The following is a 14,729-nucleotide window of genomic DNA, read 5'->3' as shown; positions in this document are numbered from 1 at the left end:
GATGAGCTTTTTAGAAAAATTAAAAAATCAAATCTTAATAGCCGATGGAGCCATGGGTACTTTATTGTATTCGTACGGAAAGGATAGTTGTTTAGAGGAACTAAACCTTTCCCAGGCAGAACATATCCAGTCGATCCATCAAGCATATATTGATGCCGGTGCTGATGTCATTCAGACCAACACATATGCCGCCAATTATTTAAAGCTACAGCGATATGGTTTGGAGGATTCTGTAAAGGAAATTAACAGTGCTGCCGTAGCTATTGCTAAAAGAGCCGCTGCAAATAAACAAGCATACGTCCTTGGAACGATTGGCGGGAATCGAGGAATTAAACCGGATTCAATCACCATTGAAGAATTAAAACGAAGCTTCCGCGAACAATTGTATTGCCTTCTCCTTGAAGGCGTAGACGGTTTGTTACTTGAAACCTTTTACGATTTAGAAGAACTTGAAACGATTTTAACCATTGCTAGAAAGGAAACCAACCTGCCCATCATTGCACAAGTCTCCCATCAGGAGCCAGGATTTTTGCAGGACCGAGTTCCTGTCAATGATGCCTTAAAACGGCTTGAAGGTCTTGGAGCCGATGTCGTCGGTCTGAACTGCCGGCTTGGCCCCCATCATATGCTTCTAGCATTGGAACAGATAGAAATACCTGAACATGCATTTCTATCAGCCTATCCAAATGCCAGTCTCCCTGCCTATACGGACGGAAAGTTCCACTATGAGGGAGATGCAGATTATTTCCGAAACTCGGCAAAAGCGTTCCGTGAGCAAGGGGTACGTTTAATTGGAGGCTGTTGCGGTACCACTCCAGAACATATTCGAGGCTTTGCAGCGGAATTAAAGAATAGTGTTCCAATTACTGAAAAAATAGTAAAATTAAAACCAAAGCAGATTGTGGTTGAACCAGCTCCCTCTCCTATAAGGGAGTATGCTCCCCTACAAGAGATTGTGAAAGAGAGACCATCTGTTATCGTAGAATTAGATCCTCCTAGAAAGCTAGATACGACCAAGTTTTTCGAAGGAGCCAAAGCATTAAAAGAAGCAGGAATTGATTCTATTACTCTAGCTGATAATTCCCTTGCGACTGTGCGTATTTCCAATGAATCATTGGGATATTTAGTGAAGGAAAAATTAGGCATGCGACCGCTTATTCACATTGCCTGTCGCGACCGGAATATTATTGGCTTACAATCCCACCTAATGGGGCTCCATACCCTCGGGCTAAATGATGTACTTGCGATTACGGGCGATCCTGCGAGAGTAGGAGATTTCCCCGGTGCTTCATCTGTCTATGATGTGTCATCATTTGAGTTAATTCAGATGATTAAGCAACTAAATGAAGGTTTGTCTTTTTCCGGTAAAGACTTAGGACAAAAAACCGACTTTAGTGTGGCAGCAGCTTTTAATCCAAATGTGCGCTCACTCGAGAAGGCTGTTAAAAGGCTTGAGAAGAAAATTCAATTTGGTGCAGATTATTTCATCTCCCAGCCTGTTTTTTCAGAAGAAAAACTGATTGAAATCTATGAACATACCAAACACCTTAAGGCACCTATTTATATTGGCCTCATGCCACTGACAAGTAGTAAAAACGCTGAATTCCTCCATAATGAAGTGCCTGGGATTAAAATTGCTGATTCGATACGCGAGCGAATGGCCGTGCTAAACGATCAACCACTAAAAGCGGCTCGGGAAGGTATTGCTATTACGAAGTCACTCATTGATGCTGCTCTAGATTTATTTAATGGAATTTATTTAATTACACCATTTTTACGTTACGAATTAACTGCAGAGCTGGCCCATTATGCCCGTCAGCGTGCAAGTGAAGTGAGGGGGAACAACATTGCTGAAAACATCATTTACTGATCAGTTGAAGAAACGAATCCTCGTAATGGACGGAGCCATGGGAACGATGCTGCAACGAGTCAACCTTACCGCTGAGGATTTTGGCGGAGAGGAATTCGAAGGCTGTAATGAAAACCTGAATTTAACTGCTCCTTCAGTTATAGCCAATATTCACCGAGAATATCTTGAGGCAGGAGCAGACATTATTGAAACCAATACGTTTGGCGCAACTAGCCTCGTGCTTGATGAATACGGTCTCGGCTACAAAGCTTATGAAATAAATAAAATTGCTGCGATGATTGCGATTGGTGAGGTGCAAAAGGTATATTCTGAGGACTGGCCACGTTTTGTTGCAGGATCAATGGGCCCGACGACAAAAACACTAAGCGTAACCGGGGGAACGACATTTGATGAGCTTGCGGCAAGTTACGAGGAACAAGCGATTGGCTTAATTGACGGTGGTGTTGATTTGCTGCTACTTGAAACAAGCCAGGATATGTTGAATGTCAAAGCCGGTTTTGCTGGTATACAAAGTGCTTTTGCAAAAACAGGAACTACTCTTCCAATTGTGATTTCAGGTACGATTGAACCAATGGGTACCACTCTTGCTGGACAGTCCATCGAAGCGTTCTATATTTCAGTTGAGCATATGAAACCAGCTGCAGTGGGACTGAACTGTGCAACGGGTCCTGAGTTTATGCAGGATCATATTCGTTCCCTTTCCAATCTTGCGACAACTGCCGTTAGCTGTTATCCGAATGCGGGTCTGCCTGATGAAGAAGGACACTATCATGAAACACCAGAGATCCTTGCGAAAAAGCTGTCTGATTTTGCTGCGCATGGCTGGTTAAATATTGTCGGCGGCTGTTGTGGCACGACTCCTGAACATATTAAAGCTATTTCTGAAGCAATGAAAAATTATCAGCCGCGGGGATATGAGCCATCTTCTGTTCACATGGTATCAGGTATTGAACCATTTGTTTACGATGACCCTACACTACGTCCAATCATGGTGGGAGAGCGTACGAATGTCATTGGCTCTCGTAAATTCAAACGGTTAATCACTGAAGGGAAATTTGAAGAGGCATCAGAAGTTGCACGGGCACAGGTGAAAGGCGGCGCTCATGTCATTGATATCTGCCTTGCTGACCCTGACCGCGATGAAATCGTGGACATGGAAAATTTCATTAAAGAGGTCGTAAAAAAAGTTAAGGTACCTCTTGTAATTGACTCAACCGATGAGAAGGTTATTGAAAAAGCACTCAAATATTCTCAAGGAAAAGCGATTATTAATTCAATAAATCTTGAGGATGGCGAGGAACGCTTTGAAGCGATTATTCCTTTGATTCATCGTTACGGTGCAGCTGTTGTTGTCGGTACCATCGATGAGGAAGGTATGGGAGTTACTGCCGAGCGCAAGCTTGAGATTGCTAAACAATCTCATGATTTGTTGGTAAACAAATATGGACTCAAACCACAGGATTTGATATTTGACCCATTAGTTTTTCCTGTAGGTACTGGTGATGAGCAATATATTGGTTCGGCTAAAGCTACTGTGGAAGGTATTAGGTTAATCAAGGAGCAGCTTCCAGGAGTACAAACGATTCTTGGGATTAGTAATGTGTCGTTTGGATTGCCACCTGTTGGCAGAGAAATTTTGAATTCGGTATTCCTTTACCACTGTACACAGGCTGGTTTGGATTACGCCATTGTGAATACGGAAAAGTTGGAGCGCTTTGCCTCCATTTCTAAGGAAGAAGTTACATTAGCGGAGGATTTGTTATTTAAAACAACTGATGAGACTTTAGCTGTTTTTACGGAGTTTTACCGTGGTAAAAAGAAAGAGGCGAAGAGCACGGTTCCAAACATGACTTTAGAAGAGCGTCTCGCTTATTATGTTGTGGAGGGCACGAAAGAAGGATTATTACCAGATTTGGATTTGGCGCTGGAAAGCTATCCTGCCCCGCTTGATATCATTAATGGACCGTTAATGGATGGCATGAAAGAAGTTGGGCGACTTTTTAATGATAACCAATTAATTGTTGCTGAGGTTTTACAGAGTGCAGAAGTGATGAAGGCCGCGGTATCGCATTTAGAGCCGCATATGGAAAAAGGAGATGTATCTGCGACAAAAGGCAAAGTTATTTTAGCGACTGTAAAAGGTGATGTCCATGATATTGGTAAAAACCTTGTAGACATTATACTGAGCAATAATGGTTATGATGTGATAGACCTCGGGATTAAAGTGAATCCAACCGATTTAGTTCAAGCTATTCTTAGGGAAAAACCAGATATGGTTGGATTATCCGGTTTACTGGTTAAATCTGCACAGCAAATGGTGTTAACGGCACAGGATATGAAAGATGCTGGCATTTCACTCCCTATCTTAGTCGGCGGTGCTGCTCTATCTCGTAAGTTTACCGATACGAAGATTGCTAAGGAATATGATGGACTTGTTTTGTATGCGAAGGATGCGATGAATGGATTATCACTGGCAAACCAACTGCAAAACCCAGAGGAACACCAAAAGCTGTTGGATGAGAAGGCGGAAAAGCTGGCTGCATTAGAGGTACCAAGAGAGTTACCTGTCCGCTCTACAGGATCTGTTGCAGTGAAAGTGAAGCCGGCTATATCCACAGAGGCACCAGTCTTTACGCCACTGGATACAAAAAGGCATGTTTTAAAAACTTATTCGCTTTCCCATATTGAGCCATACATCAATATGCAAATGCTTATTGGGCATCATCTTGGTGTAAAGGGGAAAATCGCGAACCTGCTTGCTGAAAAAGATGAAAAGGCTGTAAAAGTTAAGGAGGTTGTGGACCAACTGCTTTCAGATGCAACCCGTGAAAATTGGATTACACCGAATGCCGTATATCAGTTTTTCCCGGCACAGGCGGATGGAAACAAGATCTATATTTATAATCCTGAAAATCATGATCAAATTATTGAAACATTTGATTTCCCACGTCAGGATTCCGCACCACATCTTTGTTTAGCGGATTTCTTAAAATCTGTTGACAGTGGTGTGATGGATTATGTTGGCTTCTTTACCGTAACGGCAGGTAGAGGGATTCGAGAAAAAGCGGATGAATTCAAGGCGGACGGTCGTTTCCTTGAGAGCCATGCTCTCCAATCATTAGCACTCGAGACTGCAGAAGGCTTTGCTGAATTAATCCACCGTCAAATGCGTGACCGCTGGGGCTTCCCGGATCCTCTTGATTTTTCCATGCAGGACCGCTTTGCTGCTAAATACCAAGGACAACGATTCTCCTTCGGTTATCCAGCCTGTCCTGATTTAGAGGATCAGAAAAAGTTATTTAAATTAATTCAGCCTGAAGAAATTGGAATTCAATTAACAGATGGTTGCATGATGGAACCGGAAGCTTCTGTTTCTGCAATGGTTTTTGCCCATCCAGAAGCAAGATATTTTAATGTGTTAAGATAAGCATCTCCATGTAAAAAGAGTGACTATTTTATAGTCACTCTTTTTAACATATGGTTCATCATTACACAGCCTGATATTTATGTAGGAATCTTTGACTTGCAAGATTTAGATTATGTATGCACTCTTTTTTAATACGCTCATCACAAATAAAATCATTCATTAATTCGTCTTTCATTTCAGAGTAAATTTCCATCACTTGTTCACGTGACAAATGAACAGAGCGTTCCTTTTTTGCAAACCTCGTGATTTCCTTCTCAAAATATTCAATAGAACCAAAAAACATCTTCAATTTCCCACCCATCCCTTTATGTTTATTTTCCAACAAATAAAAAGCCTCCAAAAAGAGGTGGACTAACAAACCGTAATGCCGTAGAAGTTTTATTTAAACATTAGATTCTGTTCTTTTTGGCAACCCGACTATCATAGTCATATGACCTTAGACTCGTGGCTTTGCGTCCTTTTTTTTTCAAAAAGTTTGCCTTTTTCACTTTATACCTTAATAGTAAAATCTAACTAGGAACAATTCAACGTTTTTCGTCAATTTTTTACAAAAAAATTGATTTTTTTAACAAATTATGAGTATTTATGCCCCTGTGTACATTTCTTGACATTTAATAATAAATACACTATAGTTACCTAGGTAACTAATTATTTGAAGTATCGGAGTGCATTTATGATAACCCACGAATTATTCCATACTCTTCACCAGCTTTCACGCCATCTCACCAATAAACTCAATGAAGCTTTATCGCCAATGGGCTTGTACGGTTCGCAATGGGCCGTTATTTTTGTTTTAAAAACCAAAGGATCGTTAACCCAACGAGAACTTTGTGATTATCTATTTGTTGAAGCACCTCCAATGACTAGAACCATACAGCGTCTCGTCAAACAAGGATATGTGAAGCAAGTTCAAGGTCAGGACAAACGGTCAAAGTATATCGAATTAACAGAAGAGGCATTGAAATTATATCCCGAATGGGAAAGTGTTGTGAACGAGGTCAACCAAACATTACTGAAGCATTTTCCACAAACATCTCAAGAGGAATTACTGTCACTGCAATCTAGCTGGTTAAAGCATCTTTTATAAAGGAGTGTGCATCACATCTATGAACAAACCCAAACTATGGACGAAGGATTTTATTAGTGTATCTTTAAGTAATTTTTTTCTTTTCTTAACTTTTTATATCCTGCTCGTCACGCTTCCCACCTATGCCTTGGATGAATTACATAGCAGTGCATCTGTCGCGGGATTAATGACGACCGTATTTTTACTATCCGCCATCATCTCACGTCCGCTTGCTGGACAGTGGCTCGAACGCGCGAGTAATAAGAAAGTGCTCTTATCGGCGCTCATTATTTTCTCTGCCGCCTCTCTTCTTTACTTTATCCCTAAAACAGTCGGCGGTTTTCTAGTTATTCGTCTGCTTCATGGTGTTGGTTTCGGTATGGCAACAACAGCAGTCGGAACCATTGTAGCTAATATTATTCCAGCTTCACGCAGGGGAGAAGGTATGGGATATTTCGTCATGTCAACGAATATGGCCATGGTTTTAGGACCATTTGTAGGATTAATGGCTATTCAACAATGGGGACCAAACACCCTATTTATTCTCAGCGTTATTGTTGCTTTCGGTTCTCTTATTACAGGACTAATTGTTAAATTGAATCATTCAGAGCAGCTTGATCAGCCAAAAGCAGCTTCTGCTTTTTCTTTTAAAAATCTTTTTGAGACATCTGCCATTCCTATTTCGATTGTTGGAAGCTTCCTAGCGATTGTCTATTCTGCCCTTCTTTCATTTGTTTCAATTTATGCAAATGAAATTCATTTGGCTAGTGTGTCTAGTCTCTTCTTTGTGGTCTATGCAATGGTTCTTTTACTATCTAGACCATTCACTGGAAAATGGCTCGATCTTTATGGACCAAACGTTATATCTTATCCTTCTATTTTGCTTTTCTCAATTGGGATGTTTGTCTTAAGCCAAAGCAGTGGTGCAGTCACATTCCTCATTTCAGCAGGTATGATTGGATTAGGATGGGGAACACTTTTTCCTACCTTCCAAACCATCGCTATCCAAGATGCGGAACCTCGAAAAAGAGGTTTAGCTACAGCGACCTTCTTATCTATCTATGATACAGGTATTGCTCTAGGCTCCTTCGTTGTAGGTTTACTTGCTGCTAAAATAGATTATAGCTCGTTATATTTCATGTGTTCCTTCTATATTTTAATCGGTGCAGTACTTTATTACTTTCTGCATACCAAGAAACAAGCGTCTGTACCAAAATTGAAAAAACAAGAGAATTAATTTGTTCGTTTTGCCCCCTACTTACATTTATAGGGGGATTTTTTATTATACAACCCTTCGTTAAACTCATTTACAAAAATAGTAAAATATAATAAAATTCTTTATAAGGAACATTTTCGTATTAAATAAGGAATTCACAAAAAAGGAGGTGTATTCTAATTTTGAAAACAATAAAGGGTTTAGTCTTTATCCTGCTACTAGTATGTGCAATCATGCTTCCTACTTCTGCCTATGCCTCTGATAATACAACTAAATCAATTTCCCAGTACGGATTTTTACAAACCTTTTCACTGGCGAATATTTTCTCCTTTTTCAATAAGGATTATAAAGCTGGTGATTATCATGTTTATAGCTGGAATAATGATGGCTATCACGATCGATATGATGATGACCACCATGACGATGATGATTGGTGGGATGATTTTTGCAAATGGTGGAACGGTGATGGCGATCATGATGGCGGTGGTGGCCATGATGATGAATGTAGAGAAAGTAAGGGAAGCTGGGGCAATGACGACGGTTGTATAGACTCTGCAGAAATTTGGAAAAGATGGTATTGCAGGTAGATTTCCCCTACATATACCTAAAAAGGGCAAAATGACTATTTTGGAAATGTCATTTTGCTTTTTTATTTACACTTTAAATAATTGGTATATACTAGTATAAACATGGTGTAAGGAGTGAAGAGAATGGCGAAATCAAGAGCCAAAAAGCAACGTGAAAAACTGTCACGCGAGGGAAAAATGAATCCGGAAGCAAAGCGAAGCCCATTTGTTTTTACCGATATGAGAACAAGAGCAACAAAAACGAAAAAAGATCATTTATACCAATTTAAACACAAGAACCATCAATCCCAGGACGGAAAAGATGGTTCTTTTTATTTTGCAGCAAGAGACAAATGCTTCAGGAAAATCTGTCTTTCTACATATAATCTTTGTGCTTCCTCAAGAGAGGTTTCCACAAAATGGATTTTGGTGTCAGGCACCGCCTGAGCGAGTAATGGGATGTCGACTGATATTACTGTTCCTATTCTAGTGTAGCCGCCGGTTGTTTGTCGGTCAGCCATGAGGATGATGGGTTGGCCGCTGGCAGGTACTTGGATTCCACCTAATGGAATGGGATCGGAGATGATATCCGGCCCTTGAACGTGTTCAAGCTTTGGTCCCATTAGCTGATAACCCATTCGATTCGATTGCGGTGTCACAACATACTCTTCTGAGAGAAATCGCTCGACACTTGAAGAGCTAAACCTCTGCTCATGTGGACCAAGAATAACCCTTACAGTTAGCTGCTTTTTATAGCTTGGAATAAACTCCGGTGACAGTGATTTAAATGAGTTCCTAATAACAGGATCACCATATAAAAAGTCTTCCTTTTGTAAAGGGCGTCCTTCATATCCTCCAAACCTTCCATTTAAAGAGGTTGATTTACTCTTTAAAACAACAGGTACATCGATTCCACCAGCTATGGCAAGATAAACCCGTGCACCTTGTTTACACGGCGCTAAAGATAAAGTCTCTCCTTTTTTCAACAAAAAGCTCTTCCACATGGGCACTTCTCGATGATTTACCCTCGGCGAAAAGTCCCCGCCACAAATAGCAATGACGATGTTTTGGCAGGCTTCTAAAACAGGTCCTATTAACGCCGCTTCCAGTACCGCCTCCCCCGGATGATTTCCAACCAGGATATTCGCTACCTGCATGGCGTAAGGGTCCATTGCCCCAGATGGACTGATTCCAAATTGTTGATAGCCCACTCTCCCCAAATCCTGAATAGTCGTTTGCAATCCTGGTTTTATTACTTTAAAAATAGCTGTTTTCATTGTTCGCTCCAGCTTTTTCGAAGAAAGATATTTTCTTGTGCCAATGCCTTCCTTAACTCGGATACGAACTCTACAGCTTTTGGTCCATCGCCATGTACACATATTGTATCAGCCTGAATATCAAGGTCGGTTCCATCTACTGCTTTCACTTTCCCTTCAGTAATCATCCGAGCCACTCTCTGAATGGCTTCGCAAGAATTATGAATGAATGCGTTGTTTTCTCTTCTTGATGTCAATGTTCCATCTGGCTGATAGGTACGGTCTGTAAACACTTCCTCCGCAACCTGAAGCCCTTTTTGCCGCCCTGCTTTTATTAATTCACTTCCCGCCAAACCAAACAGTACTAGTTTTGAATCGAGGGCAACAATCGCCTCAGCAATCGCATCTGCTATCTCCCTCCTTTGACCCGCCATGTTATATAAGGCACCATGGGGTTTGACATGGGAAAGAGACGCTCCATTTGCCTTGCATACAGCTTGTAAGGCCCCCATTTGATAAATGATTAGATTGTATATTTCCCTCGTGGAAAGATTCATTTCTCTTCGGCCGAATCCAGCAAGATCAGGAAATCCTGGATGCGCCCCTATTTTCACACCGTTTTTTTGGGCAAGTTTGACTGTTTCAAACATGACATTATGGTCACCCGCATGATAGCCACAGGCTATATTTGCAGAAGATATATACTTTAACACCTCTACGTCATTTCCTACTTTGAATGCTCCAAAGCTTTCACCAATATCACTATTGAGATCAATAATTTTCATGTTTCTCCCCCCTTCCGTAGGTTTTCACTTTGTATTCCTTCCTATCGACCAATTGTTTAATAGTTTTATATTCTTCAAAATTGATTGGAATAAATTTTATATAATTGCCTGGTGCAACAAGGGCCGGAGTGGAATTTTCAATAGTAAACAGCTTTAGTGGTGTTATACCAAGAATCCTCCAGCCCGAAGGTACCACTGAAGGATAGATGCCTGTTTGGTTACCGCCAATCCCCACTGAGCCGGCAGGGACACTTCTCCTTGGATGTTCAAGCCTTGGGATCGAAAGCTTTGATGATAGCCCTCCGAGATAGGGAAATCCCGGTATAAAGCCCAACATATAAATTAGGTACTCCTTATTACTGTGCAGTGAAATAACTTCCTTTTCACTTATTTGACAATGCTGCGCAATATAGGCTAAGTCTGGACCTGTTTCACCTCCATAGTATACGGGGATTTCATACACAATGGGATGATAGGGTTCATTATGCTTTGAAGTGGTATAAATGTCCTTTACCTTTTCCACTAAGGTGTGATAGCTAATCTCCTCCGGACGATAATAGATGGCAATGGATGTATAGGACGGTACCCATTCTATGATCTCCTTCACCCTAGTATGGTTCAGTCCGACAATAAATTGGCGAATCTCCCTATGAATCTTTTCACTAATTTTCACTCCAAAATAGATCACTATAGCTGTATCCCCGAGTGGTTTGATTTCTATGATTCTCACCCCTTAGTTCTGCTTTGCTTTTAAGTTATCTGCTTGCTTAGAATAATTCAACCTATTTTTACATTTCGTTTACCAAATATCTTGAAACGAGCAGTTTATTTTACATTCCCTATTTGTTAAGCTACATTTATTTTGTGACTATTTAAAAATTGGAGGTTTTGGAAATGTTTGATGTGTTAATTGTCGGAGCTGGACCTACCGGTGCGAGCGCTGCTATTTTTACAGCAAAGGCTGGAAAGAAAACCGTAGTGGTTGATAATGATAAAAGTGTGACTAAGCGTGCTTGGATTGAAAATCATTATGGTGTAACAGAAATTACAGGACCTGACCTTGTTGAAACTGGAAAAAAACAAGCCAGCAAATTTGGTGCAGAAATTGTCCAAGCTACTGTTTCAACTATCAGCAAAACTGAAAGCGGTTTTAAAGTAGAAACAGATCAAGGTGAATACGAAGCAAAACATGTGATTCTAGCTACGGGAATGTCTGTTGACCTTGCTGAAGCAGTTGGATTAACAACAAAGCCTGGAACAGAGCCTAGAATCAAGACAATCCTTGACGTGAATGCTGCTGGAAAAACAAATATTGAAGGCATTTGGGCAGCAGGTACAGTTGCTGGAGTGAGCATGCATACGATTATTACTGCTGGCGACGGTGCGAAAGTAGCGATCAATGTAATTAGTGAATTAAACGGTGAACGCTACGTTGACCACGATGTATTAAAAGCCTAAGACAGATAGGTGGGTGCCAAATGGCAGTTAAGAAAATGGACCATGTGGGTGTTTACGTAACTAACCTAGAAACAGCCCTTACGTTTTATCAAGAAGTGGTTGGCTTGGATTTGAAAGACAGATTCACTATTGCAAACGGCGCTGTTACCTTAGCCTTCCTTGGGTTTCATGGCTCTGACGAAACAGAGTTGGAATTAGTCCTAGGTGGAAAGCCTAATCTCCCAAACGAAGGAATCGTGAATCATATCGCCTTCTTAGTGGATGACATTGAAGAAGAATTCGCACGTTTAAAGGATCTAGACGTATCCTTTCTTAGTGAAGATGTTAGCACTCTCCCTAACGGCTATCGTAACTTCTTTATACAAGGCCCTGATGGTGAGAAGGTCGAATTTTTCCAACGGTAGATCTAAAACTTGGGATATTTTTATATAAAAAGGGACTCAAGTCCCTTTTTTTATTTTATCGAAATCGTAAGTGTGGTTTGCAGCGTTTCCCCTGGATTCACCATCACTAATTCTTTTTTCTGATTCAGTTCATCGGTCATTGCCATCCATGGTTCAACACAGACAAATTCTTGATCCTGTTCGGTCCATAAAACAACGTACTTAAATTCCTCCCCGTATGTCATGGTAAGGGACATCTGGCGATCAGGAAGCTTAAATGAGATTTCCTTTTCGATGGCATCTAGGAGGACGAGTGACTCTTTTTTATTGGTTAAATCTAATGAGCTTTGAATGGACTTTGTTTTCATATCGTTATAATCTAAATAGGTTTTCGCGTCGGTATGATAAACTAAGTTTTTGCTGGCCGTTTTGAAATACGGGTGGAATCCCGCATAGATCGGCATGGCAGCACCAGAAACATTTTGATATGCCTGATCAATGTATAGTTCGTCAGGAGTTAATGTATAGGTATATAGTACTTCAAAATCAAACGGGTATTCTGTTCTTGTTTCTTCATTACTTCTTAAACGTAAGGTTATGGAAGCTTTTGTTTCATCTATATGGGTATCGAGCACTTCCCATGGATGATTCCTCGCTACTCCATGGTTTTTCATCTGATAAACGGCACCATTCCACTCGTATTCCCCATTTTCTAATTGACCAGAAATCGGAAAGAGAATCGGAATTCCCCCTCTTATATTTTTCTTAAAATCATACAGTGTTTCTTTATTTAAAAAGAGTATTTCCTCACCATTTACCCCATAGTTAGTAATAATTCCCCCCCGTTCAGGAACAACTTTTAGCCAGCTGCCTAACTCGGAGTTACTTAGTTCATATACACTGAGTTCCTGCTCTTTCATTATCTTAAGCTGATACATATCCCCATTCGTCCCTTCTATGTAAAAACAATATTGTATTCATTTTAGTTATAATTTGACAAGTTTTCAACCAGCCTTATAGAATTACTTTAGCTAACTATCTAGCAGTTTTTTTTATTGGACAAACCTTAAAATAACCGCAAAGGAGATATCTTTTGTTTTAACCTACTTACAATTTGGAAAATTAAAGGGTGATTAATTTGATTAAGAAAGACAATAATCTTAAGTTCGTTGTCACAGGCTTGTTACTTGCCATCTTGATGGCAGCTATGGACAACACCATTGTTGCTACAGCCATGGGTACGATTGTTTCCGACCTTGGCGGGTTTGACAAATTTATTTGGGTAACTTCTGCTTACATGGTAGCAGTTATGGCCGGGATGCCCATCTTTGGAAAGCTCTCTGATATGTATGGAAGGAAACGCTTCTTTATTTTCGGATTGGTTGTATTCCTAATTGGCTCTGCCCTTTGCGGAATTGCTCAGTCAATTGTTCAACTAAGTATATACCGGGCGATTCAGGGGATTGGCGGCGGTGCCTTGATGCCAATTGCTTTTACCATCGTGTTTGATATCTTCCCCCCAGAAAATCGTGGAAAAATGACAGGTCTTCTTGGAGCCGTATTTGGTGCTTCCAGCGTCCTTGGACCTTTGCTAGGCGCGTATATTACCGATTATATTAGCTGGCACTGGGTGTTTTATGTGAATGTTCCAATTGGTATTGTTTCGATTATTTTAATTGTTCGTTATTATCATGAATCCTTACAGCACTCTAAGCAAAAAATTGACTATCTTGGAGCGATTACGCTTGTTATTTCCGTCGTTAGCTTGATGTTTGCTCTTGAGTTGGGCGGCAAAGAATACGATTGGGACTCTGTTCAAATCATTGGCTTATTTGCTAGCTTCTTTGTTTTCTTTATTGCCTTTTTCATTGCGGAATTTAAGGCAGAAGAACCTATTCTACCACTTTGGCTTTTTAAAAGACGTTTGTTTGCGACATCCCAGATTCTTTCTTTTTTATATGGTGGGACGTTTATCATTCTGACTGTCTTCATTCCGATCTTCGTCCAGGCTGTTTATGGCGGCTCAGCTAAAAATGCAGGGTTGATCTTAACACCTATGATGTTAGGTTCTGTTGCAGGTAGCTCAGTAGGAGGTATTTTCTTAGCAAAAACCTCTTATCGTAACTTAATGTTTATCTCAATTGTATCTTACGTTCTTGGTATGTACTTCCTTGGAACGATGACGATTGATACGGCTCGTTACTTACTAACAATCTATATGATTCTTGTTGGATTTGGGGTAGGGTTTTCGTTCTCCTTATTGCCGACGGCGTCGATGCACAACTTGGAACCACAGTATCGCGGAACGGCTAACTCTACTAACTCGTTTTTACGTTCGTTTGGTATGACTCTTGGCGTGACCATTTACGGGACGCTGCAAACCAATATGTTTACAGATCAGTTAAAGGAAGCATTTAAAGGGATGCAGGGTGCCGGGAATTTCAAAATGGGGGATCCTCGACAGATTTTCCAACCTGAACAGCGCTCAAAGATTCCTGATTTTGTTTTAGATAAAATCGTTCACGCAATGTCTGATTCCATTACGCATACCTTTTTGCTTACGCTGATTCCAATTGCAATCGCAGCTGTTACTATCTTCTTTATGGGAAATGCGCGTGTAGTAGTGAATAAGAAGCCTGCTAAAGGGTAAAAGAAAAGCACTGGACCACCTTTATGAGATGTGAGGTGGCCTAGTGCTTATT

Annotated in this window: 13 protein-coding genes and 1 riboswitch; of the genes, 8 read left to right on the top strand and 5 right to left on the bottom strand. The window is 40.6% G+C overall.

Annotation, left to right across the window (positions count from 1 at the left end):
- Position 1 precedes the first annotated feature (1 nt).
- Together AA0X95_RS08305 and metH are read left to right on the top strand one after the other, a co-directional pair.
- Entirely contained in the window at positions 2-1,870 is a 1,869-nt protein-coding gene (locus tag AA0X95_RS08305) for a bifunctional homocysteine S-methyltransferase/methylenetetrahydrofolate reductase (protein WP_413307744.1), read from the top strand.
- Entirely contained in the window at positions 1,848-5,297 is a 3,450-nt protein-coding gene (gene metH, locus AA0X95_RS08300) for a methionine synthase (protein ID WP_413307742.1), read from the top strand. The genes AA0X95_RS08305 and metH overlap by 23 nt, the downstream gene beginning before the upstream one ends.
- A 61-nt stretch (positions 5,298-5,358) precedes the next feature.
- On the opposite strand, the gene AA0X95_RS08295 is transcribed toward metH, so the two are convergent.
- The gene (locus AA0X95_RS08295) at positions 5,359-5,622 is read right to left on the bottom strand and encodes a hypothetical protein (protein WP_413307739.1); all 264 of its coding nucleotides are present in this window, start codon (positions 5,620-5,622) and stop codon (positions 5,359-5,361) included.
- A 79-nt stretch (positions 5,623-5,701) separates the two neighbouring features.
- Positions 5,702-5,787: riboswitch (cyclic di-GMP riboswitch) on the bottom strand.
- Positions 5,788-5,970: 183 nt separating this feature from the next.
- Here AA0X95_RS08295 and AA0X95_RS08290 point away from each other — a divergent pair.
- The 3 genes from AA0X95_RS08290 to AA0X95_RS08280 all read left to right on the top strand — a co-directional run bounded on the left by AA0X95_RS08290 (position 5,971) and on the right by AA0X95_RS08280 (position 8,166).
- Complete coding sequence (locus AA0X95_RS08290; RefSeq protein WP_413307736.1) at positions 5,971-6,384, top strand: MarR family winged helix-turn-helix transcriptional regulator; 414 nt, start codon at positions 5,971-5,973, stop codon at positions 6,382-6,384.
- A 19-nt stretch (positions 6,385-6,403) separates the two neighbouring features.
- Positions 6,404-7,600, top strand: coding sequence for an MFS transporter (locus AA0X95_RS08285; RefSeq protein ID WP_413307733.1), 1,197 nt, complete (start codon positions 6,404-6,406; stop codon positions 7,598-7,600).
- Positions 7,601-7,761: 161 nt separating this feature from the next.
- Positions 7,762-8,166 (top strand): hypothetical protein, encoded by a 405-nt coding sequence (locus AA0X95_RS08280; RefSeq protein ID WP_413307730.1) that lies wholly within the window; start codon positions 7,762-7,764, stop codon positions 8,164-8,166.
- Between the two features lie 311 nt (positions 8,167-8,477).
- Here the strand turns inward: AA0X95_RS08280 and AA0X95_RS08275 are convergent, their stop codons facing one another.
- Genes AA0X95_RS08275 through pxpB form a run of 3 tightly spaced genes read right to left on the bottom strand, consistent with a single transcriptional unit; the run spans position 8,478 to position 10,916 of the window.
- On the bottom strand, positions 8,478-9,422 hold the full coding sequence (locus AA0X95_RS08275; RefSeq protein ID WP_413307727.1) for a biotin-dependent carboxyltransferase family protein: 945 nt from the start codon (positions 9,420-9,422) through the stop codon (positions 8,478-8,480).
- Positions 9,419-10,186, bottom strand: a complete 768-nt coding sequence (locus tag AA0X95_RS08270; RefSeq protein WP_413307724.1) for a LamB/YcsF family protein — start codon at positions 10,184-10,186, stop codon at positions 9,419-9,421. The genes AA0X95_RS08275 and AA0X95_RS08270 overlap by 4 nt, the downstream gene beginning before the upstream one ends.
- Positions 10,173-10,916, bottom strand: a complete 744-nt coding sequence (gene pxpB / locus AA0X95_RS08265) for a 5-oxoprolinase subunit PxpB (protein ID WP_413307721.1) — start codon at positions 10,914-10,916, stop codon at positions 10,173-10,175. Before pxpB ends, AA0X95_RS08270 begins: the two co-directional genes overlap by 14 nt.
- Before the next feature lie 164 nt (positions 10,917-11,080).
- Here pxpB and AA0X95_RS08260 point away from each other — a divergent pair, with 164 nt between their 5' ends.
- A complete protein-coding gene (locus AA0X95_RS08260) occupies positions 11,081-11,644 on the top strand; it encodes an FAD-dependent oxidoreductase (protein ID WP_413307718.1) in 564 nt (187 codons plus the stop codon).
- 20 nt (positions 11,645-11,664) lie between these two features.
- Positions 11,665-12,048, top strand: coding sequence for a VOC family protein (locus AA0X95_RS08255; protein ID WP_413307715.1), 384 nt, complete (start codon positions 11,665-11,667; stop codon positions 12,046-12,048).
- Between the two features lie 50 nt (positions 12,049-12,098).
- Here AA0X95_RS08255 and AA0X95_RS08250 read toward each other — a convergent pair whose 3' ends face one another.
- Positions 12,099-12,965 carry an aldose epimerase gene (locus AA0X95_RS08250; protein ID WP_413307712.1) on the bottom strand — a complete coding sequence of 289 codons (867 nt, stop codon included), beginning with the start codon at positions 12,963-12,965 and terminating at the stop codon, positions 12,099-12,101.
- Positions 12,966-13,165: 200 nt separating this feature from the next.
- On the opposite strand from AA0X95_RS08250, the gene AA0X95_RS08245 reads away from it, so the two are divergent.
- On the top strand, positions 13,166-14,677 hold the full coding sequence (locus AA0X95_RS08245; protein ID WP_413307709.1) for an MDR family MFS transporter: 1,512 nt from the start codon (positions 13,166-13,168) through the stop codon (positions 14,675-14,677).
- Positions 14,678-14,729: the final 52 nt, after the last annotated feature.

Origin of the sequence: Neobacillus phoenicis, from assembly GCF_047302305.1 — a bacterium.
Taxonomy (GTDB): Bacteria; Bacillota; Bacilli; order Bacillales; family Cytobacillaceae; genus Neobacillus.
This window is presented reverse-complemented; position numbering and strand designations above follow the sequence as displayed.